The sequence below is a fragment of the Kitasatospora sp. NPDC057223 genome (assembly GCF_042669755.1).
Taxonomy (GTDB): domain Bacteria; phylum Actinomycetota; class Actinomycetes; order Streptomycetales; family Streptomycetaceae; genus Kitasatospora.
On the sequence record NZ_JBHUWW010000002.1, the window covers coordinates 135,893 to 160,409 of the forward strand.

At 73.9% G+C, this 24,517-nt stretch carries 21 protein-coding genes and 2 tRNA genes; 3 read left to right on the forward strand and 20 right to left on the reverse strand.

Annotated elements, in window-relative coordinates; translation table 11 throughout:
• The first annotated feature begins 57 nt into the window (after nt 1-57).
• A complete protein-coding gene (locus ACFUK0_RS01930; protein ID WP_380246036.1) occupies nt 58-948 on the forward strand; it encodes a helix-turn-helix transcriptional regulator in 891 nt (296 codons plus the stop codon).
• Between the two features lie 76 nt (nt 949-1,024).
• On the opposite strand, the gene ACFUK0_RS01935 is transcribed toward ACFUK0_RS01930, so the two are convergent.
• The 8 genes from ACFUK0_RS01935 to ACFUK0_RS01970 form a co-directional block, all read right to left on the reverse strand.
• Nucleotides 1,025-1,097, reverse strand: a tRNA-Ala gene (locus ACFUK0_RS01935).
• Nucleotides 1,098-1,134: 37 nt separating this feature from the next.
• A tRNA-Ala gene (locus ACFUK0_RS01940) sits at nt 1,135-1,207 on the reverse strand.
• Between the two features lie 117 nt (nt 1,208-1,324).
• Nucleotides 1,325-1,972 carry a histidine phosphatase family protein gene (locus ACFUK0_RS01945; RefSeq protein ID WP_380246083.1) on the reverse strand — a complete coding sequence of 216 codons (648 nt, stop codon included), beginning with the start codon at nt 1,970-1,972 and terminating at the stop codon, nt 1,325-1,327.
• Complete coding sequence (gene rsfS / locus ACFUK0_RS01950; RefSeq protein WP_380246037.1) at nt 1,969-2,445, reverse strand: ribosome silencing factor; 477 nt, start codon at nt 2,443-2,445, stop codon at nt 1,969-1,971. The genes ACFUK0_RS01945 and rsfS overlap by 4 nt, the downstream gene beginning before the upstream one ends.
• A 149-nt stretch (nt 2,446-2,594) precedes the next feature.
• Complete coding sequence (locus tag ACFUK0_RS01955) at nt 2,595-4,448, reverse strand: LytR C-terminal domain-containing protein (RefSeq protein WP_380246038.1); 1,854 nt, start codon at nt 4,446-4,448, stop codon at nt 2,595-2,597.
• A gap of 16 nt (nt 4,449-4,464) precedes the next feature.
• Entirely contained in the window at nt 4,465-5,097 is a 633-nt protein-coding gene (gene nadD / locus ACFUK0_RS01960) for a nicotinate-nucleotide adenylyltransferase (RefSeq protein ID WP_380246039.1), read from the reverse strand.
• 158 nt (nt 5,098-5,255) lie between these two features.
• Nucleotides 5,256-5,411, reverse strand: coding sequence for a hypothetical protein (locus ACFUK0_RS01965; RefSeq protein ID WP_380246040.1), 156 nt, complete (start codon nt 5,409-5,411; stop codon nt 5,256-5,258).
• Between the two features lie 151 nt (nt 5,412-5,562).
• Complete coding sequence (locus tag ACFUK0_RS01970; protein ID WP_380246041.1) at nt 5,563-5,709, reverse strand: hypothetical protein; 147 nt, start codon at nt 5,707-5,709, stop codon at nt 5,563-5,565.
• Nucleotides 5,710-5,966: 257 nt separating this feature from the next.
• Here ACFUK0_RS01970 and ACFUK0_RS01975 point away from each other — a divergent pair, with 257 nt between their 5' ends.
• Nucleotides 5,967-7,043 carry a M48 family metallopeptidase gene (locus tag ACFUK0_RS01975; protein WP_380246042.1) on the forward strand — a complete coding sequence of 359 codons (1,077 nt, stop codon included), beginning with the start codon at nt 5,967-5,969 and terminating at the stop codon, nt 7,041-7,043.
• Between the two features lie 42 nt (nt 7,044-7,085).
• Here the strand turns inward: ACFUK0_RS01975 and ACFUK0_RS01980 are convergent, their stop codons facing one another.
• From ACFUK0_RS01980 to ACFUK0_RS02035, 12 genes are all read right to left on the reverse strand, one after another.
• Nucleotides 7,086-8,147 (reverse strand): hypothetical protein, encoded by a 1,062-nt coding sequence (locus ACFUK0_RS01980; protein WP_380246043.1) that lies wholly within the window; start codon nt 8,145-8,147, stop codon nt 7,086-7,088.
• Nucleotides 8,148-8,255: 108 nt separating this feature from the next.
• Nucleotides 8,256-8,879 carry a hypothetical protein gene (locus ACFUK0_RS01985; RefSeq protein WP_380246044.1) on the reverse strand — a complete coding sequence of 208 codons (624 nt, stop codon included), beginning with the start codon at nt 8,877-8,879 and terminating at the stop codon, nt 8,256-8,258.
• A 78-nt stretch (nt 8,880-8,957) separates the two neighbouring features.
• The gene (locus ACFUK0_RS01990; protein ID WP_380246045.1) at nt 8,958-10,280 is read right to left on the reverse strand and encodes a glutamate-5-semialdehyde dehydrogenase; all 1,323 of its coding nucleotides are present in this window, start codon (nt 10,278-10,280) and stop codon (nt 8,958-8,960) included.
• 69 nt (nt 10,281-10,349) lie between these two features.
• The gene (locus ACFUK0_RS01995) at nt 10,350-10,880 is read right to left on the reverse strand and encodes a hypothetical protein (protein WP_380246046.1); all 531 of its coding nucleotides are present in this window, start codon (nt 10,878-10,880) and stop codon (nt 10,350-10,352) included.
• Between the two features lie 128 nt (nt 10,881-11,008).
• Nucleotides 11,009-12,145: a glutamate 5-kinase gene (gene proB, locus ACFUK0_RS02000; RefSeq protein WP_380246047.1), complete on the reverse strand. Its 1,137-nt coding sequence runs from the start codon at nt 12,143-12,145 to the stop codon at nt 11,009-11,011.
• A gap of 194 nt (nt 12,146-12,339) precedes the next feature.
• Nucleotides 12,340-13,821 carry a GTPase ObgE gene (gene obgE / locus ACFUK0_RS02005; protein ID WP_380246048.1) on the reverse strand — a complete coding sequence of 494 codons (1,482 nt, stop codon included), beginning with the start codon at nt 13,819-13,821 and terminating at the stop codon, nt 12,340-12,342.
• A gap of 153 nt (nt 13,822-13,974) precedes the next feature.
• On the reverse strand, nt 13,975-14,232 hold the full coding sequence (rpmA, locus tag ACFUK0_RS02010; protein WP_380246049.1) for a 50S ribosomal protein L27: 258 nt from the start codon (nt 14,230-14,232) through the stop codon (nt 13,975-13,977).
• Between the two features lie 16 nt (nt 14,233-14,248).
• Nucleotides 14,249-14,563 carry a 50S ribosomal protein L21 gene (rplU, locus tag ACFUK0_RS02015; RefSeq protein WP_380246050.1) on the reverse strand — a complete coding sequence of 105 codons (315 nt, stop codon included), beginning with the start codon at nt 14,561-14,563 and terminating at the stop codon, nt 14,249-14,251.
• Nucleotides 14,564-14,803: 240 nt separating this feature from the next.
• Nucleotides 14,804-18,469 (reverse strand): ribonuclease E/G, encoded by a 3,666-nt coding sequence (locus ACFUK0_RS02020; protein ID WP_380246051.1) that lies wholly within the window; start codon nt 18,467-18,469, stop codon nt 14,804-14,806.
• A gap of 394 nt (nt 18,470-18,863) precedes the next feature.
• Entirely contained in the window at nt 18,864-19,664 is an 801-nt protein-coding gene (locus tag ACFUK0_RS02025; RefSeq protein ID WP_380246052.1) for a TIGR03936 family radical SAM-associated protein, read from the reverse strand.
• 176 nt (nt 19,665-19,840) lie between these two features.
• A complete protein-coding gene (locus tag ACFUK0_RS02030; protein WP_380246053.1) occupies nt 19,841-21,070 on the reverse strand; it encodes a hypothetical protein in 1,230 nt (409 codons plus the stop codon).
• 177 nt (nt 21,071-21,247) lie between these two features.
• A complete protein-coding gene (locus ACFUK0_RS02035; RefSeq protein ID WP_380246054.1) occupies nt 21,248-23,173 on the reverse strand; it encodes a TIGR03960 family B12-binding radical SAM protein in 1,926 nt (641 codons plus the stop codon).
• A 214-nt stretch (nt 23,174-23,387) separates the two neighbouring features.
• Between ACFUK0_RS02035 and ACFUK0_RS02040 the strand changes: the two genes are divergently transcribed.
• Entirely contained in the window at nt 23,388-24,194 is an 807-nt protein-coding gene (locus ACFUK0_RS02040; RefSeq protein ID WP_380246055.1) for an IclR family transcriptional regulator, read from the forward strand.
• Nucleotides 24,195-24,517 lie beyond the last annotated feature (323 nt).

The following is a 24,517-nucleotide window of genomic DNA, read 5'->3' on the forward strand; positions in this document are numbered from 1 at the left end:
ATCCTGGTACTGACAGCACCCTGTAAGGGCGGCCCGTTCTGCGGCACGATGGGCCGCATGACCACCCTGGACGAGAGATCCGCGCCGCAGCACCAGGACCGGCGCCGCACCGAACTCACCAGGTTCCTGAAGGCCTGCCGGGCCCGGGTCACCCCGGAGGACGTCGGCCTGCCGCCCGGGCTCCGGCGGCGCACACCGGGGCTGCGCCGCGAGGAGGTGGCGCAGCTCGCCGGGGTCGGGGTGACCTGGTACACCTGGCTCGAACAGGGGCGGCCGATCAACGCCAGCGAGCAGGTGCTGGCCGCGGTGGCCGGCTCGCTGCGGCTGGACGCCACCGAGCGCGACCACCTGTTCCGGCTGGCCGGGGTGCCCCCGCAGCCGCGCGGCGACGGCGCGCACGCCCATCTCGACGCGTCCACCCAGGTCATCCTGGACGCCCTGGCGCCGCTGCCGGCCGCGGTCTGCAACGGCCGGTACGACGTGCTGCTCCACAACGCGCCGTACGAGTCGCTGTTCGGGGCGGACCGGCCGACGGCGCCGCACGGCACGTTCAACAGCCTGTGGTGCGCCATCACCGGCCCGGCCTGCTGCAACACCTTCCTGAACCGGGAGGAGGAGCTGCCCCGGATGGTCGGGGTGCTGCGGGCCGCGTACGGCAAGCACGTGGGCGAACCGGTCTGGGAGCAGTACATCCGCGAACTGGCGCTCGCCAGCGGGACGTTCCGTGAGCTGTGGGCCCGGCAGGAGGTGGCGCCGGCCAGACCGGCCCGCAAGGTGTTCCGGCACCCGGTCGTCGGGGAGCTGCGGTTCACCGCCGCGTACCTGACCATCCCGGCGGCGCCCGAGCACTACATGGTGGTCTACACCCCGGACGGTCCGGTGGACCGCGAGCGGGTCGAGCGGATGGCCGGCCTGCCCGCCGCGCCGTTGAGGTGTCCGCACGGCTGACGGCGCCGGAAGAGCGGAAGGCCGCCGGAAACGCGGAAGGCCGCCACCCGGTGGGTGACGGCCTTTCGAATCGTTGTGGAGCTACGGGGAATTGAACCCCGGACCTCTTGCATGCCATGCAAGCGCTCTACCAACTGAGCTACAGCCCCGCGACACGACCGGCCCTCTCGGACCGCTGGTGCGGAGTGGAGCTACGGGGAATTGAACCCCGGACCTCTTGCATGCCATGCAAGCGCTCTACCAACTGAGCTACAGCCCCGCATTCGTGTGGTTCTCCCGCTTCCCTTCCGGGCCGCGTTCTCACCTGCGAACGAGGAAGACTCTAGCTGGTCAGGCCCGGAACTGCGAAATCCCGCCCGCGGCAGACCCACCACCGTCAGGTGTCGTCGCCGATCACCGGCTGCGGCAGGGTGCCCGCGTTGTGCTCCAGCAGCCGCCAGCCGCGCGCCCCCCGGCCCAGCACCGACCAGCAGCAGTTGGAGAGGCCGCCGAAGCACTCCCACATCTCCGGCTCCAGGTCGAGCAGCCGGCCGAGCATGGTGCGGATGGTGCCGCCGTGGCTGACGACCACCAGCGTCCCGTCCTCCGGCAGCTTCTGGGCAGCCTCCAGCACCACCGGGACGGAGCGGTCGGCGACCTCGGTGGACAGCTCCCCGCCGCCGCGGCGCACCGGCTCGCCCTGCGCCCAGGCCTCGTACTGCTCGGGGAAGCGGTCGCGGATCTCGGCGTTGGTCAGGCCCTGCCAGTCACCCGCGTAGGTCTCGCGCAGACCCTCGTGATGCTGGACGTCCAGCCCGGTGAGCGCGGACAGCTCGGCGGCCGTCCGGGCCGCCCGCCGGAGGTCGGAGGAGATCAGCAGGTCCGGACGCAGCCCCGCGAGCAGCCGGGCCGCCCGCTGCGCCTGCAGCACTCCCTGGCCGGTCAGCTCGATGTCGGTGGTGCCCTGGAAGCGCGATTCGAGGTTCCAGGAGGTCTGGCCGTGCCGCCAGAAGACGATGCGCGGTCCCCGCGCCTCCCGGCTCAGCTGGGGTCCTCGGAGACGTAGATCCCGACGCCGAAGTCGTCCGCCGGCGGGGCGGTGACGTTGCCGGCCGCGTCGGTCTCCGCGCCCTCGGGGCGGTTGCGGCTCGCGACGGCGTCCTCGGGCAGGGGCAGCTCGGGGCAGTCCTTCCACAGCCGGTCGAGGGAGTAGAAGGAGCGCTCCTCGGAGTGCTGGACGTGCACGACGATGTCCAGGTAGTCGAGCAGGATCCAGCGGCCCTCGCGCTCGCCCTCACGGCGCACCGGCTTGACGTCCAGCTTCTCGCGCAGCTGGTCCTCGATCTCCTCGGCGATCGACTTGACCTGGCGGTCGTTGTTCGCGGAGGCGATCAGGAAGGCGTCGGTGATCGACAGCACCTCGCTGACGTCGAACGCGATGATGTTGTGGGCCAGCTTGTCGGCCGCCGCCTGGGCGGCCGCGTTGATGAGTTCCTGGCTGTGGTCGGTGACGGTCACTGTGTTCTTCCGGCTCGGCTGCAGAGATGGGCGCCCTCCGGCCCGCCAACGGGCAGAGGGGTCCCAGTCCAGGATCTCACGCCGCCGCAGCGACCCCGGACGGATTAACTCCGGGGCCACTGCGGGACGGGCGGCGTGGCCGCCGGGCGCTACTGCGTCTTCGGCGCCTGGTAGTCCTTGCCGAGCACGACCAGCAGGTCCGCGCTCTGTGCGCCGGTGACCTTCTTCACCGCCGTCTCGGGCAGGCTCAGGCTGGTCGCGAGCGACTTCGCGGCGGCCAGCCGGGCGTCGTCGGTGTACCGGATCTCGGAGGTCGCCTGCGGGGCGGTCTTCGTGCTGCCCGGTACGAAGGTGAGGCCGGCGTTCACGATCTGGACCTGGGCGGCGGCAGCCGCCTGGTCGTTGCCGGAGCCGTCCTGGATGACCACCCGGGCCGCGGCGCCGGCGCTGTCGGCGCTGTGCACCGTACCGCCGAGCACGTCCTTGACCTGCTGGCCGGCGGTCGCGTCGTCCAGCGTGCCGTCGGGCCCGACCGGCAGTGCCGAGGTGGCGAAGTGCCCGGCCTTGGCCTGCAGGGCCAGTTGCACCAGGACCCCGGCCAGCGCGTCCTGCGGGAGGGACGGGTCGAGGACCGCGCCCATCCGCTGGACGACGTCCTTGGCCTCCTTCAGGTCGGTGGGCATCGTCCGCACGATCGCGTCCAGCACCTGCCCGAACCTGGCGAGCTGGGCGTCCCGGCTCTCGCCCGCCGCCTGGTAGGTGGCGTAGCCCACCGCGGCCTGGCCGCTCAGCAGGACGTTCTTGCCGACCGCGGCCAGCACCTTGCCGTCCGGCTTGCCGCCCTCGCGGATCTCCGCGTTGGTGTCCGCCCGGACGCCGCCCAGCTGGGCGACCAGCAGTTGCAGGTACGGGGTGTCCAGCCGCCAGGTGCCGGCCACGCTCGCGCCGAGGACCGTGCCCAGCCCGCCGCGGGTGTCGGAGGTGCCGAGGGTGTCCATCGCCTGGCCGAGCGGGACGGTCGCGGCGTCGCCGGTGCCGGGCAGCGTCAGGGTCTCCGGCAGCAGCAGCACCGAGCCCTTGTGGCCGGAGGCGTCGTTCACCAGCAGGGCGGTGGAGACCTTGCCCTGGAGGTCGCGCAGGTGCACCACGTTGACCTCGCGCGGCCCGGCCGCCGAGGCCGCCGTCTCGGCGGCGCCGAGCTTCCCGGTCACCCAGAGGTACCCGGTGCCGGCGCCGCCGAGCACCGCCAGTACGACGACGGCGCCGACCAGCCGGTTGCGCAGCTTGCGGCGGCGCTCGTCGCGGCGCTCGCTGCGCGACTCGGCGAACTTCAGCCAGTCGATGACGTCCTCGGACTCCTCCGCCTCCTCCTCGACGAAGGTGAACTCGCCGGTGGCGTAGTCGTCCGCGGGCGCCTTCGCCGCCTTGGCCGGTCGGGTGCCGCCCACCTGCTCGGACGGCTGCTCCGGCTGGGCGGGCGCCTGGGGCGCGGGCACCGGCCGGGGCCGGCGGGGGCGCGGCGGGGCCGGCGCGGCGGCCGGCGGCGGGGCGGGGGCGTACTGCTCCGGCGGCGCGGGCGGGCTGTACTGCTCGTAGGCCGGCTGGTCGTAGCCGGGCTGCTGGTACGGGGCCTGCTGCCCGTAGCCCTGCTGCTGGTCCTGCTGCGGGTAGCCGTCGTAGCCCTGCTGCTGCGGGTAGGCCTGCGGGCGGCCGTACGCCTGCGCCTGGTGGCCCGCCTGTTCGTACCCGCCGCCGTAGGCCTCCTGCGGGTACGTCTCCTGCGGGTACGGCTGCTGCTGGGGCCGGGCGTAGCCGGACTGGTCGTACGGCTCGTAGACCGGTTCCTCGTACAGCGGCTGCTCGTACACCGGCTGCTCGTAGGCCGGCTGCTCGTAGGCCGGCTGCTGGTAGCCGGGCTGCTGCTGGTACTGCTGGTAGGACTGCTGCTGCCCGGCGGGCCAGCCGTCGTCCTGCTGGCCCCTGCGGTCTGCCGTTCCGCTCACGCCGCCCCTCCCGGGATCAAGGCTGGGCCGGCGCGTAGAGCGCCCGCTTGTCGATGTAGCGGACCACGCCGTCCGGGACGAGGTACCAGACCGGTTCGCCCTTGGCGACCCGGTTGCGGCAGTCCGTGGAGGAAATGGCCAGCGCGGGGACCTCCACCAGGGAGACCCCGCCCGCCGGGAGCCCGGCGTCCGAAAGAACGTGTCCCGGGCGGGTGCAGCCGATGAAGTGCGCGAGCGAGAAGAGCTCCTCGGAGTCCCGCCAGGAGAGGATCTGGGCGAGTGCGTCGGCGCCGGTGATGAAGAAGAGGTCGGCGTCCGGATGCAGTGCCCGGAGGTCGCGCAGGGTGTCGACGGTGTACGTCGGCCCCTGGCGGTCGATGTCGATCCGGCTGACCGAGAACTGCGGGTTCTCGGCGGTCGCGATGACCGTCATCAGATAGCGGTCCTCGGCGGGGGTGACCGTGTGGTCGACCTTCTGCCAAGGCTGCCCGGTGGGCACGAAGACCACCTCGTCGAGGTGGAACGCACTGGCCACCTCGCTGGCGGCGACCAGGTGCCCGTGGTGGATCGGGTCGAAGGTGCCACCCATCACGCCGAGGCGCTTCTTTGCCGGTTCGTGTCCGCCGGGGGTCTCGGCCTGCTGTCCCATGCCGCCACACCTTACGCGACGCCCGTTGCGCGTTGGCCACCCCCGGCGTACCTATCGGCGCGGACATGGCAAAGGGAGCGTCCCCGGCTGCGCCGGGCGCTCCCTGGGCCTGGTCCGCCGGACCTGCCGCCGCCGGACGGACCCGGCGGCCCGCCCGCTCAGCGGTCGCGGTTGAACCGGGTGGTGATGTAGAGCAGCAGCAGCAGGATGAACAGCCCGGCGCCGCCCGTGAGGTACGGGCTGAGGCTCTCGTGGTTGCCACCCTCGCCCTCGGCGATCAGGTTCAGAACGGGGAGTGCAGCGGCAGTGCTCATGGTCGCAGGACCTTCTCGGCTCGGGTGACGGACCAGGGGTCTGGGCCGGTGAGGGCCCACCGGTTCATCGTACGGGTGGGCGTCGTGCAACCGCGCGGCGCCCCACCGCGTCTGACCACGCGTGGGCCCGCGGCCACCGGCGGCCTGCCGTTCAGCCCTTGCGGCCGGCCCGCAGCAGCACCCAGGCCAGCAGGCCGACGCCGACGAAGGAGGCCACCACGATCGTGCGCAGGAACAGCCCGGGGCCGCCCTCGCCGGAGATCGGCGCGGCCAGGGTGACAAGGGTGGCGGGGGACATCGGCGGGCTCCTCGGTCGGCTCTGCACCGCGGCCAGATCTGGTCCCGGTTCTCCAGAGCGTCCAGCCTAGACCGGGCCGCCGCACCGCCGGGCCACACCCCCCGCCGGACCCTCGGAGGCCGTCAACCGCACGGCGTATGGTGACCCACGGGGACGAGTACGCAACCGCACGCGTTGCACAGGCAGTCGTTGCAGGCAGAGAGAAGCGGGGGCCGGCCAGCGGCCGGGACCGGCGTCGACCAGGAGGTACTCAGAACATGACCGATACCAGCCAGGCGAAGAGCCCGAGCCGGCGCCGCCAGCGCTTCCCCGAGATCTCCACCCGAGCGTGGGAGCACCCCGCCGACCGGTCCGCCCTGGTGGCGCTGCGCAGGCTCACCGGCTTCGACGACGTGCTGAAGAAGCTCGCCGGCCTGGTCTCCGAGCGCTCCATCCGGCTGATGTTCCTGGCCACCGCGGTGAAGACCTCCGAACGTCAGTTCCCCGAGCTGTACGACATGGTGCGCGACGCCGCGTACGTGCTGGACCTGGAGAAGGTCCCCGAGCTCTACGTCACGCAGGACCCGACGGTCAACGCGATGTGCATCGGCATCGACACCCCGATCATCGTGCTCACCAGCGGCCTGGTCGAACTGCTCGACGAGGAGGAGCTGCGGGCAGTGGTCGGCCACGAGGTCGGCCACGCGATGTCCGGCCACGCCGTCTACCGGACGATGCTGCTGATCCTCACCAACATCGCCACCCGGATCGCCTGGATCCCGCTCGGCAACCTGGCCATCATGGCGCTGGTCACCGCGCTCAAGGAGTGGTTCCGCAAGGCCGAACTCTCCTGCGACCGCGCGGGGCTGCTCGCCGGCCAGGACCTCCAGGCGTCGATGCGCGGCCTGATGAAGCTGGCCGGCGGCCACAACCTCGGCGAGATGAACGTGGACGCGTTCCTGGAGCAGGCCGCGGAGTACGAGAAGGCCGGTGACCTGCGCGACGGCGTCCTGAAGCTGCTCCAGGTCCTGCCGCAGACCCACCCCTTCGCCGTCGTCCGGGTCGCCCAGCTGAAGAAGTGGTCGGAGAGCGACGAGTACCGCTCGATCCTGGCCGGTGCCTACCCGCGCCGCGGCGGCGACCCGGACGCCTCCGTCACCGACCAGTGGAAGGCCGCCGCCGACCACTACACGACCTCCGTCAAGGAGAGCAAGGACCCGCTGATGGGCCTGATCCGGGACGTGGCCGGCGGCGTCGGCACCGTCGGCGGCAAGCTCCGCGACACCTTCACCGGTGCCCGGGCCGGTAGCGCCGCCGGCGCCGCTCCGGGCGCCGCTCCGGGCGAAGAGGGCTGACCACCCGGCCGGTAGCCGGCCCCCGGGCCCCGGGGGCCGGCGTCAGCCGCCCGCCAGCACACCGCACAGCTGCCAGGCCGGGACGCTGTGGCTGCCCGGGTCGACGGCGGGCGGCGCCGGGGGCTTCGTACCTCCGACGGTGGCGAGGAGGGGCTGCAGGTACGTGGTCTGCGGGGTGTCGCAGGCGGCGGGCCCGGTCTGGACGGCGGCGTCGACCAGCCGGAGCTGGGAGGCGGCGAGCTCGGCGCGGTCGAACTCGAAGCGCAGCTCGCGGCGCACACTCAGTACCGTCACGGGGGCGCTGGCCGCGGCCCCCTCGGCCTGCAGGGCGTAGACGAAGGTGTGGTCGGTGGTGACCTGCAGGGCCCCGTCGTCGGCCTCGTCGACCCGCATGCTGCCGGCCACCTTGACGGTGTCGGTCGCGAGGACGGTGTGCGCGGGGTCGAAGCGGACCATCCAGCCGGTGGCCGCGTGGTGCCGGTCGTCGCGCGGGGCCGCCACGCTCTGGTCGAACTGGGCCAGCTGGCCGGCCGTGACGAAGTCCCGGACGGCGCCGGTGTCGCCCTTGATCAGGGTCGACGGGGCCAGTGCGGAGACGACCAGATAGCTCTGCACGGTGTCCAGCGCCCGGGCCACCTCGATCTTGGTGTAGTGCGCGGTGGCCGCCCCGGCCGGCACCGCGAGGCCTGCCCGGCCGTCCCCGTACCCGGCGGGCAGGCCGGCGAAGGGGTTGGCGGGATCGGCCGCCGGCAGGACCGGCGAAGTGGGGCTGAGTGCCATCAGGCTGACGGTCAGTTGACTGCCCGCGGGGCGGCTGCCGCCCCTGGTCGGTGAGCTGATCCCGAAGTACACGGCGGCGGCGAAGGCCACCACGATGAGCAGCAGCAGGGCGATCGCCTGCCGGGGGACGGAGCCGAGTCCGCCGAGGCCGAGCCGGGGCCTGGTCGCCCGGCCGTAGCCGCTGCCGAGCCGCTCGCGCGCCGAGAGTTCCTGGATGCGGGCAGCCCGGACGAACGATTCGTCGAAGACGACGGACCGGTATTCGTCCTCGTTCCCGGAACCGCCCTCGGGCCCACCCTCAGGAGGCTCTCGCGGGTCACCCATAGGACCAGGGTAAGGCGCGGCGGAGCATGCCACGAGGGCTCGCGCGCAACTTGTGCCCGACGCCCGGTGACCGTGCCGGGAGGGCCCGGGCACGGCACGCCCGGTGGCTCACCCCGCCGGGGCATTCACCGCGAGCGAGGGCACCGGGCGGGGCCCCGCGGGCGCCGTCCCCGCGCTGCTGCTGCCTGGTGCGGGGCGCTGCGGGGAGCCGGCGCCTGCTGCTCCGACGCCCTGGCAGACGGCCGCGACCGCCACCGCGACGAGGCTGACGCCCATGATCACGGCGAGCACCCAGGCCACCGGCCGGTGCCAGCGCTGCTGCGCGACCGACCGGCCGCGAGCCGCCCGGACCGGGTCGTAGGCGGCGTGCCGGCCCCAGCGGCCCGTCCTGCCCCAGCGGCCCGCCCGGCTCCGCCCGCTGCTCCGGCCGGGGCCGGACCACGGGTCGGGGTAGAGGTGGTCCTCGTCCAGGCCGCTCGGGTAGGGACGCAGCTCCAGCGGGAGCCCGTCACCGGTGATCCCGGCGGACAGCTCGTAGCCCCAGCCCGGCCCCGCCGTCTCGGGCTCGAACCGGGCCTCGGCGGCGGCCAGCTGCCGCTCCCTGGCGCTCGGCTCGTGCACGGCGGCGGACCGTACGAAGGCCTCGTCGAAGACCACGGTGGCGAACTCGTCGTCCGCAGCACCGTGGTCGGCGTCGTCAGGGTACGGAGAACCCCCCACATCCTCTGCCACGGACTCAGCGTATTACCGGGCGGCCGATTTGTCTGTGGCTCCTCGCAGTTGCTCCGTCACCTGTGTGACACCCGCCGCTCAGACGGCGGTACCGGATCCGCCCACGGTTTGCGCGGCCTCGCCCCGGACGTGGCCGTCACCTGTGACGATGTACTTGGTGGAGGTCAGCTCGGGCAGGCCCATCGGGCCCCGCGAGTGCAGCTTCTGGGTGGAGATCCCGATCTCGGCGCCGAAACCGAACTCACCCCCGTCGGTGAACCGGGTGGACGCGTTGACCGCGACGGTGGCCGCGTCCACCTGCTGGGTGAAACGGCGGGCGGCGGCCTGCGAGGTGGTGACGATCGCCTCGGTGTGGCCGGAGGACCAGCGGCGGATGTGCGCGACGGCGGCGTCCAGCGAGGGCACCACGGCCGCCGCGAGGTCGTACGAGAGGTACTCGGTCTCCCAGTCCGCGTCGGTCGCCGGCACGACGGTGGCCGCCGAGCCCTCGGCGGCCTTCAGCACCGCGTCGTCGCCGTGCACGGTCACCCCGGCCCCGGCGAGGGCGGCCAGCGCGAGCGGCAGGAAGGTGTCGGCGATGTCCTGGTGGACGAGCAGCGTCTCGGCGGAGTTGCAGACGCTGACCCGCTGGGCCTTGGAGTTCAGCAGGATGCCGACGGCCATCGCCAGGTCCGCGCCCGCGTCCACGTAGACGTGGCAGTTGCCGGTGCCGGTCTCGATCACGGGGACGGTCGAGCCCTCGACGACGGTCCGGATCAGCGACGCACCGCCACGCGGGATCAGGACGTCGACCAGCCCGCGCGCCCGCATCAGCTCGGTCACCGACTCGCGGCTCTCGCCGGGCACCAGCTGGATGACGTCGGCCGGCAGGCCGGCCCCGGCGACGGCGTCGCGCAGCACGCCGGTGAGCGCCGTGTTGGAACGGTAGGCGGACGCGGAGCCGCGCAGCAGGACGGCGTTGCCCGACTTGAGGCAGAGCGCGGCGGCGTCCACGGTGACGTTGGGGCGGGCCTCGTAGATGATGCCGACCACGCCGAGCGGCACCCGCACCTGGCGGACGTCCAGCCCGTTGGGGAGGGTGTAGCCGCGGACCACCTCGCCGACCGGGTCGGGCAGGCCCGCCACGTCGCGGACGTCGGCGGCGATCGCCGCGATCCGCCCGGGGTCGAGGGTGAGCCGGTCGACGACGGACTCGGCGGTACCGGCCGCGCGGGCCCGGGCCACGTCCTCGGCGTTCGCGGCGGTGATCTCGGCGCTGCGGGCCACCAGGGCGTCCGCGATCGCCAGCAGCGCGGCGTCCTTCGCCCGGCGCGGGAGCGGGGCGAGGGTGGCGGCCGCCTCCCGGGCCCGGCGGGCGGCGGCGAGGACGGGACTGTCGGCGGTGGCGAGGTCGCTGGTCATGGTGCACAGGGTAACGACTGCCCGGCCCCGGGCCGGGCCGTATTCCGTCCGGTGAGACGGGCCCGCCGGTCAGTACGGGTGCACGCCGCCGAGCTGGGGCGGCGGGTCCCCGAAGCCCTCCGCGACCCGCTTGTGGTAGGTCGCGCGGTCCACCACCTCCAGGCCGACGATCTCCCAGGGCGGCAGGCCGGCCGTCGCCTTGTGCTCGCCCCACAGGCGCAGCGCGATGGCCGCCGCGTCGTGCAGGTCGCGGGCCTGCTCCCAGTAGCGGATCTCGGCGTGCCCGGTGGCGTACCGGGCGGTGAGGAAGAAGGAGTGGTCGTGCGCGAGCTGCTCCAGCCCGGCGCGCAGCGCGGCGATGGGGGTGTTCTCGCCCGCGACGCTCAGCACCACGTGCCAGAGCCGCTCCTCGGGCGCCGCCGGCGCGGTCGCGTCGGCCCGCGCGCCCGGGCGCAACTCCCTTACGGTGTCGGCCGGTTCCGTTGGAGCGGGGGTGGCCGGCGAAGTGGCCGTCCCGTCGGCGGTGCGGCCACCCGCGATGCTGCTGAGCCTGCGCTCGGCGGTCGCTCCGGCCAGGGATCCGTCGTGCCTGCGTCCCACCGGCGGCCTCCTGTTCGGCGATGTCGTGTCGTCGTGCGGGCCGGGGCCCCGGCCCGGCGCTACGGCTGCCCCGGCCCGCCCCGTCCCGGGCGGGCGGCGCGCTCCCCCGCCCCCGTGCGGAGCGGCCCTCAGCCGCGCAGGACGACCAGGTCGTCGCGGTGGACGACCTCGCGCTCGTACGCGGCACCGAACTCCTGGGCCAGGTCACGGGTGGACCGGCCGAGCAGGCGGGGCAACTCCCTCGCATCAAAGTTGACCAGTCCGCGCGCCACGATGTGGCCGTTTTCGGCAAGAAGGTCCACCGGATCACCCGCGGCGAAATCGCCGTCGACCTTGGTGACCCCGGCGGGCAGCAGGGAGGCGCCGCCCGAGACCACGGCGTCCACGGCGCCCTGGTCCAGGTGCAGCGAGCCGCGCGGGCTGCTGGCGTGGGCGAGCCAGAGCAGCCGGTCGGCACTGCGGCTCCCGGTGCGCAGGAACAGCGTGCCGGTGGGGCGCCCGGCGAGGGCGTCGGCGGCGTGGCTGGCGGCGGTCAGCACGACCGGGATGCCGGCGCCGGTGGCGATCCGGGCGGCCTCCACCTTGGTGACCATGCCGCCGGTGCCGACACCGGCCTTGCCGGAGCTGCCGATCTGGATGCCCTCGAGGTCCTGCTTGCCGCGCACCTCGGCGATCCGGCTGGTGCCGGGGCGGCTCGGGTCGCCGTCGTAGAGGCCGTCCACGTCGGAGAGCAGGACCAGCAGGTCGGCGCGGACGAGGTGGGCGACCAGGGCGGCCAGCCGGTCGTTGTCCCCGAACCTGATTTCGGCGGTGGCGACGGTGTCGTTCTCGTTGACGACCGGCATCGCACCCATCGCCAGCAGCTGGTCGAGGGTGCGGTAGGCGTTGCGGTAGTGGGCCCGGCGGCTGGCGTCCTCCGCGGTCAGCAGCACCTGGCCGACGCGGATGCCGTACCGGGCGAAGGAGGCGGTGTAGCGGGCGACCAGCAGGCCCTGGCCGACGCTGGCGGCGGCCTGCTGGCGGGCCAGGTCCGGCGGCCGGCGGTCCAGGCCGAGCGGGGCGAGGCCGGCGGCGATGGCGCCGGAGGAGACCAGCACGATCTCGGGGGCGTCCGGCTGGCTGCGGACCTTGGCGATCGCGTCCACCAGGGCGTCGACCCGGTCGGCGTCCAGACCGCCGGAGGCGGTGGTGAGTGAGGACGAACCGACCTTGACGACGATCCGCCGGGCGGTCAGGACCTCCTCACGGAGTGACTGCTCGCTCATCGCGCTGGTGCCCTTCGCTGTGGCCGGACGACAGGCGCGGGAGCCTGCCGCTCCCCCGCAATCTACGCGATCGGGGCACCGGGCCCGTACGGCATGTCACCCGCTGGACGGCCGGGCCGGACGGGCCGGGCAGGCGGACGGCCCCCGCCCTCCCGTGGCGGGGAGGGCGGGGGCCGCGGCGGCCTGGCGGAGGGTCAGATGTCCTCGTCGTCGACCTCGTCGATGGCGCTCGGGCGGCTGCTGGACAGCGCCTCGAAGGCCAGGTACTCGGTCTCGGCGGCGTCGCGGCCCTTCTGCTTCTCGCGGCGGCGGTCGACGGCCGGGCGCGGGGACTCCATCCGGTGGTCCTCGCCGCGGCGGCCGAGCATCTCCGCGCCGGCGGCCATGCTGGGCTCCCAGTCGAAGACGACGGCGTTCTCCTCGGAGCCGATGATGACGGTGTCGCCCTCCTTGGCGCCGACCTTCCAGAGCTTCTCCTCGACGCCCAGGCGGGCCAGCCGGTCCGCGAGGTAGCCGACGGCCTCGTCGTTGGAGAAGTCGGTCTGGCGGACCCAGCGCTCGGGCTTGATGCCGCGCACGCGGTACGCGCCGTCCTCCTCGGTGACGGTGAAGCCGGCGTCGTCGACGGCCTTGGGCCGCAGCACGATCCGGGTGCTCTCCTCGGCCGGCTTGGCGGCCCGGGCCTCGGCGACGATCTGCGCCATCGCGAAGTTCAGCTCGCGCAGGCCCTGGCGGGAGGACGCGGAGACCTCGAACACCCGGTAGCCGGCCTCCTCCAGGGAGGCGCGGGTGATGTCGGCGAGGTCCTGGCCGTCCGGCACGTCGATCTTGTTGAGGGCGACCAGGCGCGGCCGGTCCTCCAGACCGCCGTACTGGGAGAGCTCGGCCTCGATCGTCTCCAGGTCCGAGAGCGGGTCGCGGCCCGGCTCCAGGGTGGCGCAGTCGAGCACGTGCACCAGCACGGTGCAGCGCTCGACGTGGCGCAGGAACTCCAGGCCCAGGCCCTTGCCCTGGCTGGCGCCGGGGATGAGGCCGGGGACGTCGGCGACGGTGTAGACGGTGTCGCCGGCGGTGACCACGCCGAGGTTGGGGATCAGGGTGGTGAAGGGGTAGTCCGCGATCTTCGGCTTGGCGGCGGAGATCACCGAGATCAGCGAGGACTTGCCCGCGCTCGGGTAGCCGACCAGCGCGACGTCCGCGACGGACTTGAGCTCCATCACGATGTCGCGGGCCTCGCCGGGCTCGCCGAGCAGCGCGAAGCCGGGGGCCTTGCGGCGGGCCGAGGCCAGCGAGGAGTTGCCGAGGCCGCCCCGGCCGCCGGCGGCGGCGATGAAGCTGGTGCCGTGGCCGACCAGGTCAGCGAGGACGTTGCCCTCGCGGTCCAGCACGACGGTGCCGTCCGGCACCGGCAGGACGAGGTCGTCGCCGGTGGAGCCGGTGCGGTGGCCGCCCGCGCCGGGCCGGCCGTTGACGGCCTTGCGCTTGGGCGAGTGGTGGTACTCCAGCAGGGTCGTGATGCTGGTGTCCACGACCAGGGTGACGCTGCCGCCGTCGCCGCCGTTGCCGCCGTCGGGGCCGCCGAGCGGCTTGAACTTCTCCCGGTGCACGGAGGCGCAGCCGTGGCCCCCGTTACCCGCGGCGACGTGCAGTTCGACGCGGTCCACGAAGGTGGTCATCGGTTTGCCTCCAGCTAGGAAAATTTGGGTCAGAGCGGACGAACCGCTCTGGTGTAAAGCAGTGAAGGGTGGACCGGATTCCCCAGGTCGAACTGGGGCCGGTCCACCCTCCACTTTGTGCTGCCGTTGTCGCTTGACGCGACGTCAGGAAGATCAGGCCTCGACGGCCACGATGTTCACGACACGACGGCCACGACGGGTACCGAACTGCACGGCACCGGCGTTCAGCGCGAACAGGGTGTCGTCGCCACCGCGGCCGACGCCCGCACCCGGGTGGAAGTGGGTGCCGCGCTGGCGGACGAGGATCTCGCCGGCGCTGACGACCTGGCCGCCGAAGCGCTTGACGCCGAGGCGCTGGGCGTTCGAGTCACGGCCGTTGCGGGTAGAGCTTGCGCCCTTCTTGTGTGCCATCTCGCTATCCCCTTACTTACTTCGCGGAGTCGATGCTCGTGATGCGGACGGCGGTGTGACGCTGGCGGTGACCCTGGCGCCGACGGTAGCCGGTCTTGTTCTTGTAGCGAAGGATGATGAGCTTCTCACCCTTGGTGTGGTCGACGACCTCGGCGTGAACCTTCACACCGGCGAGGACCCACGGGTCGGAGGTGACGGCTTCGCCGTCGACAAGCAGGATGGTCGACAGTTCGACCGAGTCACCCGGCTTGACGTCAACGCGGTCAATCTCCAGCACGTCGCCGATGGCGACCTTGTGCTGGCGGCCGCCGGCGCGAACGATCGCGTACATGCGGTACCTGCTTTCTGTACTCGGTCGGAACCCTCGATGCCAGCCACCTGGGTACGGACACAGGGGCCTCCCCCATTCCCCGGAGGGTCTGGGAGGTGATCTGCTCGGGAGCACGGCGTAGACACGCCGAAGGTCAAGAATACGGATCGGTCGCCCCTGGGGCAAACCGGCCGTCCCGCGGGCACGGCCGATCCGTACGCACCGGGGGCGGGCAGTGGCTGCCCGCCCCCGGTGACGGGCCTACTCGGCCGCCGAATCACCCTCGGCGGCCGCTGCCTTCTTGGCCGCCGCGCTCGTCCGCTTGGTGGCGGGCTTGCGAGCGGTGGTCTTCTTCGCCGCTGCCGCGGTGGTGGTCTTCTTGGCAGCGGTCGCAGTCTTCTTGGCGGCGGCCTTGCGGGGCGCCCGCTTCTTCGGTGCGGGAGCCTCCTCCTCGGCGGCCTCGGCGACCTCGGCGGGGGCCTCGGCCTCAACCTCGGCCTCGGCCTCGGCGGGGGCGGTGACCTCGGGCACCTCGACGGTCTCGGCCGGGGCGGCGGCGGCGAGCGCCGCCTCCATGGCCGCGTCCGCGCGGGCCTGCAGGACCACGATCTCGGCCTCGGCGGGGGCACCGGCCGGGGCCGTCGCCTTGCGCACCGCACGACGGCGGACACGGCCGCCGGCGGCCGGCGCGGCCGGGATCTCGACCAGGCTGGGGCGCTCGGGCTCCGCCACGACGGCCTCGACGACGGTCGCCTCGGCGGCGGCCTCGGCGGGCTCGGCCGGCTCGGTCGCCGGAACGTCGATCACGAGCTGCTCGCCGCCCGAGACGATCTCGAACTCCTCGTGCTCGTGGTCGTGCTCGTCGGCCTCGGCGTGCTCGCCGGCCAGCTCCTCGTCCAGCAGGTGCGGCTGCGGCTCGTCCTGGCCCGCGCCGCCCTTGCCCCGGCGGCGGCGCTTGCTGCCCGCCGTCGCGGTCTCGCCCGAGGTGCCCACCGGGCCGCCGCCGCCACCGGGGGCGGTCGGCTGCTCCATGTGCACGATGACGCCGCGGCCGTTGCAGTGCACGCACGGCTCGGAGAACGACTCCAGCAGGCCCTGGCCGACCCGCTTGCGGGTCATCTGGACCAGGCCCAGCGAGGTGACCTCGGCCACCTGGTGCTTGGTCCGGTCGCGGCCCAGGCACTCCAGCAGACGGCGCAGCACGAGGTCCCGGTTGGACTCCAGCACCATGTCGATGAAGTCGATCACGATGATGCCGCCGAGGTCGCGCAGCCGCAGCTGGCGCACGATCTCCTCGGCCGCCTCGATGTTGTTGCGGGTGACGGTCTCCTCGAGGTTGCCGCCCTGGCCGACGAACTTGCCGGTGTTGACGTCGACGACGATCATCGCCTCGGTCCGGTCGATCACCAGCGAACCGCCGCTGGGCAGCCAGACCTTGCGGTCCAGCGCCTTCATCAGCTGCTCGTCGATCCGGTACGTCGCGAAGACGTCCACGTCCGACGTCCAGCGCTGGAGGCGGTCGGCCAGGTCCGGGGCCACGTTCGAGACGTACTCGTGGATGGTGCTCCAGGCCTCGGAGCCGGAGACGATGACCTTGGTGAAGTCCTCGTTGAAGATGTCGCGGACGACCCGGACGGTCATGTCCGGCTCGCCGTACAGCAGCGCCGGGGCGTTGCCGGTGGCGGCCTTCTTCTGGATCTCCTCCCACTGCGCCTGCAGGCGCTGCACGTCGCGCGTCAGCTCGTCCTCGCTGGCGCCCTCGGCGGCGGTGCGCACGATGACGCCCGCGTCGTCCGGGACGATCCGCTTGAGGATCTGCTTCAGGCGGGCGCGCTCGTTCTCGGGCAGCTTGCGGCTGATCCCGGTCATCGAGCCTTCGGGGACGTACACCAGGTAGCGGCCGGGCAGCGAGATCTGGCTGGTCAGGCGGGCGCCCTTGTGGCCGATCGGGTCCTTGGAGACCTGGACGAGCACGGACTGGCCCGACTTCAGCACCGACTCGATCCGGCGCGGACCACCGTGGCCGCCCAGCGAACCGAAGTTGACCTCACCGGCGTACAGCACCGCGTTGCGGCCCTTACCGATGTCGACGAACGCGGCCTCCATCGACGGCAGCACGTTCTGGACCTTGCCCAGGTAGACGTTGCCGACGTACGAGGTCGCCTGCTCCTTGTTGACGTAGTGCTCGACGAGGACGCCGTCCTCCAGCACGCCGATCTGGGTGCGCAGGCCGTTCTGGCGCACCACCATCACGCGCTCGACCGACTCCCGGCGGGCCAGGAACTCGGCCTCGGTGATGATCGGCACGCGGCGGCGGCCCAGCTCGCGGCCCTCGCGGCGGCGCTGCTTCTTGGCCTCCAGACGGGTGGAGCCCTTGATGGACTGCACCTCGTCCGGGTCGAACGACGGCTCGGTGGAACGGCGGCGCGGCTCGCGGACCTTCACGACCGTGCGCACGCCGTCCTCGGCGGGCGCGGCCTCGGCCGGCTCGGCGCCGGTCTCACCGCTGCGGCGACGACGACGGCGGCGACGGCGCGACGAGGCCAGGCCCGAGGCCAGGTCGTCGTCCTCGTCCTCGTCCTCGTCGATCCGGACGGGCTCCTCGGCGGCCTGCTCGGCCTCCGGGGTCTCGTGGGTCTCCGGCTCGAAGTCCTCGGCCTCACCGCGACGGCGGCGACGGCCACCCCGGCGGCGACGGCGCGACGGACGGCCGTCCTCCTCCCAGTCACCCTCGTGCTCGGGGCCGGCGGCGGGCTCGGCCTTGGCCGGCGCGGCCTGCACCAGCGCCGGGGCCTGGACGGGCGGGGCCACCGGCGCGGCCGGCTCCACGACCGCTGCCGGAGCCGGCGCCGGGGCGGCGGCGGGCGCGGCCTTGGCCGGCGCCGCGGAGCGGCGGCCGCCGCCCTGCGGCTGCACGCGGACCTGGGTGCGGGTGCGGCGGCGACGGCCGACACCGCTGTACTCGAACTCGTCCTCGGACTCGGCGGCGGCCGGGGCCGGGGCGGGTGCGGCGGCCGGGGCCGCAGCTGCGGCGGGGGCCGCGGCGGGCGCCTTGGCGGCGGCCGGCGGCGCGGCCTGGGCGGGAGCCTGGGCCGGCGGCTGCGCCGGTGCGACGAAGGGGGCGGGCTCCTGGAACACCGGGGCCTGGAAGATCGCGGTGGACGGGCGCACGGCGCGACGGCGGACCCGCGGCGCGGGCTCGGCCGACTCGGCGGCGGGGGCGGGGGCGGCGACCGGGGCGGGGGCGGGCTCGGCCACGGGGGCGGCCTCGGGCTCGACGGCCGGCTCCTCCTCCTCGGCGGGCTCGGCCTGCGCGACCGGCGTCTCCTCGACGACCGGGGCGCTCTCCACCACGCGGCGGCGGCGGGCCGGGCGGCGGGCCGGCGCGGCCGGGGCCTCCTCGGCGACCGGCTCGGCGGCGGCGGGCTCCTCGACGACCGGCTTCCCGGTGACCGGTGCGGCCTCGGCGACGGTCTCGGCGGCGGGCGCCTCCGCGGGCGCTCCGGCGGGGGCCTCGGCACGCTTGCGCGCCCGGCGGGCCCGGACGGGCTTCTCGGCGGCGGGCTCGGCCTCGGCCGCTGCGGGCTGGGCCTCGGCGGCCGGCTCGGCGGCGGGCACGACCGGTGCGGCGACGGCCTCGGCGGCCTCCGGCGCCCCGGCGGGGGCCTCGGCCCGCTTACGGGTACGGCGGGCCCGGACCGGCTTCTCGGCGGGGGCTTCGGCGGCCGGCTCGGCCACCGGCTCGGCGGCGGGCTCGGCCGGGGCCGCGCTCCCGGCGCCCTCGGCGGCGGCGCTCTGCGGCGCGCCCGCCGGGCGCGAGACCGCGCGGCGGCGCTTGCGCGGCGGGGCGGCGGAAGCGCCCTCGGTGCTGCCGCCCTCGGTGTCCGGGGCGGCCGCGGACTGCTGCGGATCGGTGTTATCGAGCATGCGGGTGGATCTCCCGTCAGACCCCCGGGCTCCGCATCGGGCACGGCACGGCACCGGTGGCCGGCCGGCATCCTCGCGGATGCCGCTGCCGGACCTTCCTCGGTGCCACCGTGCGGACGCGAGGCCGCACAGGGGCTCGTAGTCTCGCTCGGCGCCCCGCACAGTTGCGGGGTGTCGAAAGTCTTCTGGTCTGACCAGTCTTCTCAGGTGTTCCCAAGCTGCGCCGTCCCCCAACCCCGGGTGGCTCCCGGAAGGGGTCCTCGGGCCCGCCGACCATCGGGGTCGGCGGGCCACAAGGGGCCGGCCTGTGCTTCGACGACGCTCGCTCCCCTGGGGAGCCGCGGGGGCCTGGAGTGCCAGACGGTCCAGTAGTCCTGGACCCGGCCTCCGCCCGCTAGGCGGACGCGATTGCGCGCGGCCCGGCAGCCTCTACAGGGCCTTCCGGGGCCGCGGCGCGGTCGAGCGCCAGCGGGTCGGTCACCGTGCCGGTCTCCTCGTCGAGCGGCCCCTGCGCCAGCCTGGTCACCTCAGCGGGGACCGGCGGCGCCAGGTCGGCCGTCACACGGAGTCCGGACAAAACGTCGTCGGGTCGTACGGCGGGTGTGGCGTGTCGTACTACCAGGCGCAGTATCGCACAGGGACGGGCCGTCCGAACATCGGACTCCCCCTCCGAGTGCACGTCCGGACCATTTCCCACCTGCGGTTCGACGACGCCGAGCGCCGCGACGGGCCCGCGCGCGTCGAAGACCCGCATGCCGTTCTTGGTCTGGCGCCGCACCTCGACCTGCTCCTGCGCGAGGAACAGCGCGACCGCGCGGGCGGCCTCGTCGGGAGCCACCCCGTCCAGGCGGACGAGCCATTCGGAGGCCTCCAGGCGCTCCACGAAGTTCGGGGTCCGGACCTCGACCGCGTCGGTGACGTCCAGGCCGACCGGCAGCGACTCGTCGAGCAGCGCGCGCAGTGCCTCCGGGTCGCGGACGGCGGCGAGGCCGATCTCCAGGTACTCCGCCTCGCTGGCCACCCCGGTGGGGGCGGCGTTCGCGTAGGAGACCTTGGGGTGCGGGGTGAATCCTGCCGAGTAGGCCATCGGCACCGCCGAGCGGCGCAGCGCGCGCTCGAAGGCGCGCTGGAAGTCACGGTGGCTGGTGAATCGCAGCCTGCCGCGCTTGGTGTAGCGGAGACGGATGCGCTGCACCGTCGGCGCAGGCGGCGGACCGTCGGGCGTACGGCGTGCCAGGGCGCTCAGTCCTTAGTCAGTGTCCCTGTCCGGCCACGGGCGCTCGCCCGGCCCGGACTCTGTCACGTCAAAGGGTACGCGCCTGACCACCCACCTCGCTCCGCCCCAGGTCAGCGCCATGATCAACGGAAAGATCAGCCCCGGAAGGCCCGCCGGACCTCACGCATCGTCGCGGCGGTCGTCTCCCGCGCCGCCCGGACGGAGCGCCGGACCTCACGCATCGTCGCGGCGATCGCCGCCCGCGCCGACCGGACGGCCCGTCGCAGTTCGTCCCGGACCGGCCACCACACCTCGCGGCGCAGCCACCGGCACGGCCGCAGCACCAGGAAGCGCCAGAGCCGCCCGCCCAGGTGCCAGGCCCACACGACGGCCCGGCCCAGCACGCGCAGCACCGGGAACACCGCCGTCCGCCAGAGCAGGCCGAGCGGAATCACCAGCAGGACGCGGACCAGCCACACCAGCGCCTTCAGCACCGGCACCAGCAGGTAGCGCCACACCAGCCGGGCGGGCCGCACCAGCAGGTACTCGACCAGCAGGGCCAGGCCCCGCACCAGCAGCCCCACCGCCTGCACGAGCGCCCGGCCGACCGCGATGTCGGCACGGATCAGCGCCCGCCCGCACCACGGCAGCGCCACCCGCAGGAGCCAGACCACCGGGACCACCAGCAGGACGCGGACCAGCCAGGCCAGCGCCCGGCCGAGCGGCACCAGCAGATACCTGACCAGGGCCCGCAGCGCGGGCAGCAGCACCGAACGCCCGGTCCAGGCCAGCCGGCGCCCCAGCGGCGCCAGCAAATGCCGGTACAGCACGGCGGCCGGCCACACCAGCAGCCCGTACAGGACGCGCCCCAGCAGCCGCCCGCACCACGGCAGCGCCACCCGCAGGAGCCAGACCACCGGGACCACCAGCAGGACGCGGACCAGCCACGCCAGCGCCCGGCCGAGCGGCACCAGCAGATACCTGACCAGGGCCCGCAGCGCGGGGAGGACCACCGAACGCCCGGTCCAGGCCAGTGCCCGCCCCAGCGGCGCCAGCAGGTAGCGGAACAGGGCGGCGGCCGACCATGCCAGCAGCCGGACCAGCAGGCGCCCGAGCGGTGTCAGCAGGTAGCGGTAGAGGGCGGTGAACGGCCATATCAGCAAGCCGTACAGGACGCGCCCCAGCAGCCGCCCGCACCGGGCCAGCGCGACCCCGGCCGGGCGCAGCACGAGGCGCAGCAGCTCCCAGAGGAACCGCAGCGGCACGACCACCGCGAACGCGAACACCCGCACCGGCAGCCGGATCACCCCGACCAGGCACCCCTCGGGCGGCGGCTCCGCCTTCGCCAGGTCGACTCTCGCCGACGGCCCGTCGGACCCGCCCATCGCCCCACGCCCCGTCAGTCGTCCCGCCCCGGCGAACCGGCTGCGCCGGCCGACGGGTGTTCAACTCCGTGCGCCCGGCGGCGGTCTCGAACTCGTGATCGTAGTGCAGCGCCCCGGCGCCCGGATACGACGGATCCCCGGCCGGAGGCGTCCGGCCGGGGATCCGGGGCGTACGGGTTACTTGACGACCGTCAGCGGCAGCAGCTTCTGGCCGGTGGGGCCGATCTGGATGTCCAGGCCGAGCTGCGGGCAGACGCCGCAGTCGAAGCACGGGGTCCAGCGGCAGTCGTCGACCTCGACCTCTTCGAGGGCGTCCTGCCAGTCCTCCCAGAGCCAGTCCTTGTCGAGGCCGCTGTCCAGGTGGTCCCAGGGCAGCACCTCCTCGTAGGCGCGCTCGCGGGTGGTGTACCAGTCGACGTCGACTCCGGTGCCGGCCAGGCCCTTCTCGGCGCTCGCCATCCAGCGGTCGAACGAGAAGTGCTCACGCCAGCCGTCGAAGCGGCCGCCGTCCTCGTAGACGGCGCGGATGACCGCGCCGATCCGGCGGTCGCCGCGCGAGAGCAGGCCCTCGACGATGCCGGGCTTGCCGTCGTGGTAGCGGAAGCCGATGTTCTTGCCGTACTTGCGGTCCTGGCGGATCACGTCGCGCAGCTTGCCGAGCCGGGCGTCGGTGGCCTCGGCGGACAGCTGCGGCGCCCACTGGAACGGGGTGTGCGGCTTGGGCACGAACCCGCCGATGGAGACGGTGCAGCGGATGTCGTTCTGGCCGGTGACCTCGCGGCCCTTCTGGATGACGTTCTTCGCCATCTCGGCGATCTGCAGCACGTCCTCGTCGGTCTCGGTGGGCAGGCCGACCATGAAGTACAGCTTCACCTGGCGCCAGCCGTTGCCGTAGGCCGCGGCGACGGTGCGGATCAGGTCCTCCTCCGACACCATCTTGTTGATCACCTTGCGGATCCGCTCACTGCCGCCCTCCGGGGCGAAGGTGAGACCCGAGCGGCGGCCGTTGCGGGTCAGCTCGTTGGCGAGGTCGATGTTGAAGGCGTCGACGCGGGTGGACGGCAGCGACAGGCCGATCTTGTCCTCGGTGTAGCGGTCGGCCAGGCCCTTGGCGATCTCACCGATCTCGGTGTGGTCCGCGGAGGACAGCGAGAGCAGGCCGACCTCCTCGAAGCCGGTCGCCTTCAGGCCGCGCTCGACCATCTCGCCGATGCCGGTGATGCTTCGCTCCCGCACGGGGCGCGTGATCATGCCGGCCTGGCAGAAGCGGCACCCACGGGTGCAGCCCCGGAAGATCTCGACGGACATCCGCTCGTGGACGGTCTCGGCGAGCGGGACGAGCGGCTGCTTGGGGTAGGGCCACTCGTCGAGGTCCATCACGGTGTGCTTGGAGACCCGCCACGGCACGCCGGCCCGGTTGGGCACGACCCGCCCGATGCGGCCGTCCGGCAGGTACTCGACGTCGTAGAAGCGCGGCACGTAGAAGCCGCCGGTCCGCGCGAGGCGCAGCAGCACCTCGTCCCGGCCGCCGGGGCGCCCCTCGGCCTTCCAGGCCCGGATGATCTCGGTCATGTCGAGCACGGCCTGCTCGCCGTCGCCGACGACCGCGCAGTCGATGAAGTCCGCGACCGGCTCGGGGTTGAAGGCCGCGTGGCCGCCCGCGAGGACGATCGGGTCGTCGAGCGTGCGGTCCTTGGACTCCAGCGGGATGCCCGCGAGGTCCAGCGCGGTGAGCATGTTGGTGTAGCCGAGCTCGGTGGAGAAGCTCAGGCCGAACACGTCGAACGCCTTGACCGGGCGGTGCGCGTCCACCGTGAACTGCGGCACCCTGTGCTCGCGCATCAGCGCTTCGAGGTCCGGCCAGACGCTGTACGTCCGCTCGGCGAGCACGCCCTCGCGCTCGTTGAGCACCTCGTACAGGATCATGACGCCCTGGTTCGGCAGCCCGACCTCGTAGGCGTCGGGGTACATCAGGGCCCAGCGGACGTCGCAGGCGTCCCAGTCCTTGACGGTCGAGTTGAGCTCGCCGCCGACGTATTGGATCGGCTTCTGGACGTGCGGGAGGAGGGCCTCCAGGCGTGGGAAGACCGATTCGACAGTCATGTAACTAGCAACCCTTACGACAGGAACTGGGGTGACCCTCAAGGGTAGCCGAACCGGCGGGGCACCCGGACGGGCTCCGCTCCGGAGCGGGGCGGTGACCGCGCGCCGCCCCGGAATCAGCGACGCGGGCCTGCTGTTGGGGCGGGCAGTGAACCGGCGGGCGGGGCGGCCGGCGGCGGTCGGGCGGGGCGGACAGGGCGGACAGGGGAGCACGATGGCGGGCAACACGTCGGAATCCGGCCGTTCGACGGTGGGGCGGGTCCTCGCCGTGCTGGACGTGTTCGCCGGCGGCGCGGAGTCCCTGCGGCTGACCGAGATCGCCCGGCTGGCCGGCCTGCCGGTGCCCACCGCACTGCGGATGGTGCGCGAACTGGTCGGCTGGGGCGGCCTGGAGCGCCAGCAGGACGGCAGTTACCGGCTGGGCGGGCGGCTCTGGGCGCTCGGCTCGCTCTCGCCGTGCCTGCGCCGGATCCGCGAACTCGCCCAGCCCGTCCTTCAGGACCTGCACACCCGGACGGGGGTGACCGTCCTGGTCGCCGCCCTGGACGGTCGCAGCGCACTGCTGCTGGACCGGCTGCCGGGCGCCGCCGCGGCCTCCCCGCCGCTGCGGGCCCGGGTCGGCGGCCGGCTGGCGCTGCACGCGACGGCCGCCGGCCGGGCCCTGCTGGCCCACGCCCCCGAGCAGTTGGTCCGCGAGGTGACCGCCGGGCTGGGTGCGGGCACGCCCCGCCACACCCGGCACACGCTGACCGCCCCGGGCCGGCTGACCCAGGAGCTGGCGTCGGTGCGGGCGGACGGCATCGCCTATGCGCGACGGGAGACGCAGCTCGCCTACGGCGCGGCGGCCGTCCCGGTGCTCCACCCGGACGGGAGCGTGCTGGCCGCGCTGGGCCTGGTGGTGCCCGCGGCCGTCGAGCCGGCGAGGTATGCCGGGCCGCTCCGGCAGGCAGGGCTGGCGATGCGGGCGGAGGTGGCCCGGTCGGTGGCGCAGGAGACCGGGGCGGCGGCGCGGCCGTCCTGACCCCCGGGGCCGAGGCGGAGGGCGCCGGCCCGGACCGGGCCTCCGTTTTCACTGGGTGAAACGCCGCGGTGGCCAGGAACCGCCGCTGCCCGGCAGCCTTGTCGTCGGCGCCGGACCGTTCGGCGCCGGGACGCGGCGACGCGCCCGGCTACGAACCGGCGGGCGCACCGGCGGGCGCATCAGGCGACGGAGGCCGCAGTGCTGAGCAGCGGAGACAGGGCCCCGGCAGCGGGGGTCCGCTGCAGCTGTCCGCGCTCCTGACCGGCGCAGGCCCCGGTACCGCCCCGGCCTGAGCCCTGCCCTGCCCTGCCCTGCCCTGCCCT

Bases quoted from the DNA above. Each gene is read 5' to 3' on its own strand.
- ACFUK0_RS02035 (WP_380246054.1), bottom strand. From the start codon at position 23,173: ATGACTGTCGAATCGGTCTTCCCACGCCTGGAGGCCCTCCTCCCGCAC.
- ACFUK0_RS02040 (WP_380246055.1), top strand. From the start codon at position 23,388: ATGGCGGGCAACACGTCGGAATCCGGCCGTTCGACGGTGGGGCGGGTC.
- ACFUK0_RS02020 (WP_380246051.1), bottom strand. From the start codon at position 18,469: ATGCTCGATAACACCGATCCGCAGCAGTCCGCGGCCGCCCCGGACACC.
- rplU (WP_380246050.1), bottom strand. From the start codon at position 14,563: ATGTACGCGATCGTTCGCGCCGGCGGCCGCCAGCACAAGGTCGCCATC.
- ACFUK0_RS02030 (WP_380246053.1), bottom strand. From the start codon at position 21,070: ATGGGCGGGTCCGACGGGCCGTCGGCGAGAGTCGACCTGGCGAAGGCG.
- nadD (WP_380246039.1), bottom strand. From the start codon at position 5,097: ATGGGACAGCAGGCCGAGACCCCCGGCGGACACGAACCGGCAAAGAAG.
- ACFUK0_RS01980 (WP_380246043.1), bottom strand. From the start codon at position 8,147: ATGGGTGACCCGCGAGAGCCTCCTGAGGGTGGGCCCGAGGGCGGTTCC.
- obgE (WP_380246048.1), bottom strand. From the start codon at position 13,821: ATGACCACCTTCGTGGACCGCGTCGAACTGCACGTCGCCGCGGGTAAC.
- ACFUK0_RS01970 (WP_380246041.1), bottom strand. From the start codon at position 5,709: ATGTCCCCCGCCACCCTTGTCACCCTGGCCGCGCCGATCTCCGGCGAG.
- ACFUK0_RS01975 (WP_380246042.1), top strand. From the start codon at position 5,967: ATGACCGATACCAGCCAGGCGAAGAGCCCGAGCCGGCGCCGCCAGCGC.
- ACFUK0_RS01930 (WP_380246036.1), top strand. From the start codon at position 58: ATGACCACCCTGGACGAGAGATCCGCGCCGCAGCACCAGGACCGGCGC.
- ACFUK0_RS01965 (WP_380246040.1), bottom strand. From the start codon at position 5,411: ATGAGCACTGCCGCTGCACTCCCCGTTCTGAACCTGATCGCCGAGGGC.
- rpmA (WP_380246049.1), bottom strand. From the start codon at position 14,232: ATGGCACACAAGAAGGGCGCAAGCTCTACCCGCAACGGCCGTGACTCG.
- proB (WP_380246047.1), bottom strand. From the start codon at position 12,145: ATGAGCGAGCAGTCACTCCGTGAGGAGGTCCTGACCGCCCGGCGGATC.
- ACFUK0_RS01990 (WP_380246045.1), bottom strand. From the start codon at position 10,280: ATGACCAGCGACCTCGCCACCGCCGACAGTCCCGTCCTCGCCGCCGCC.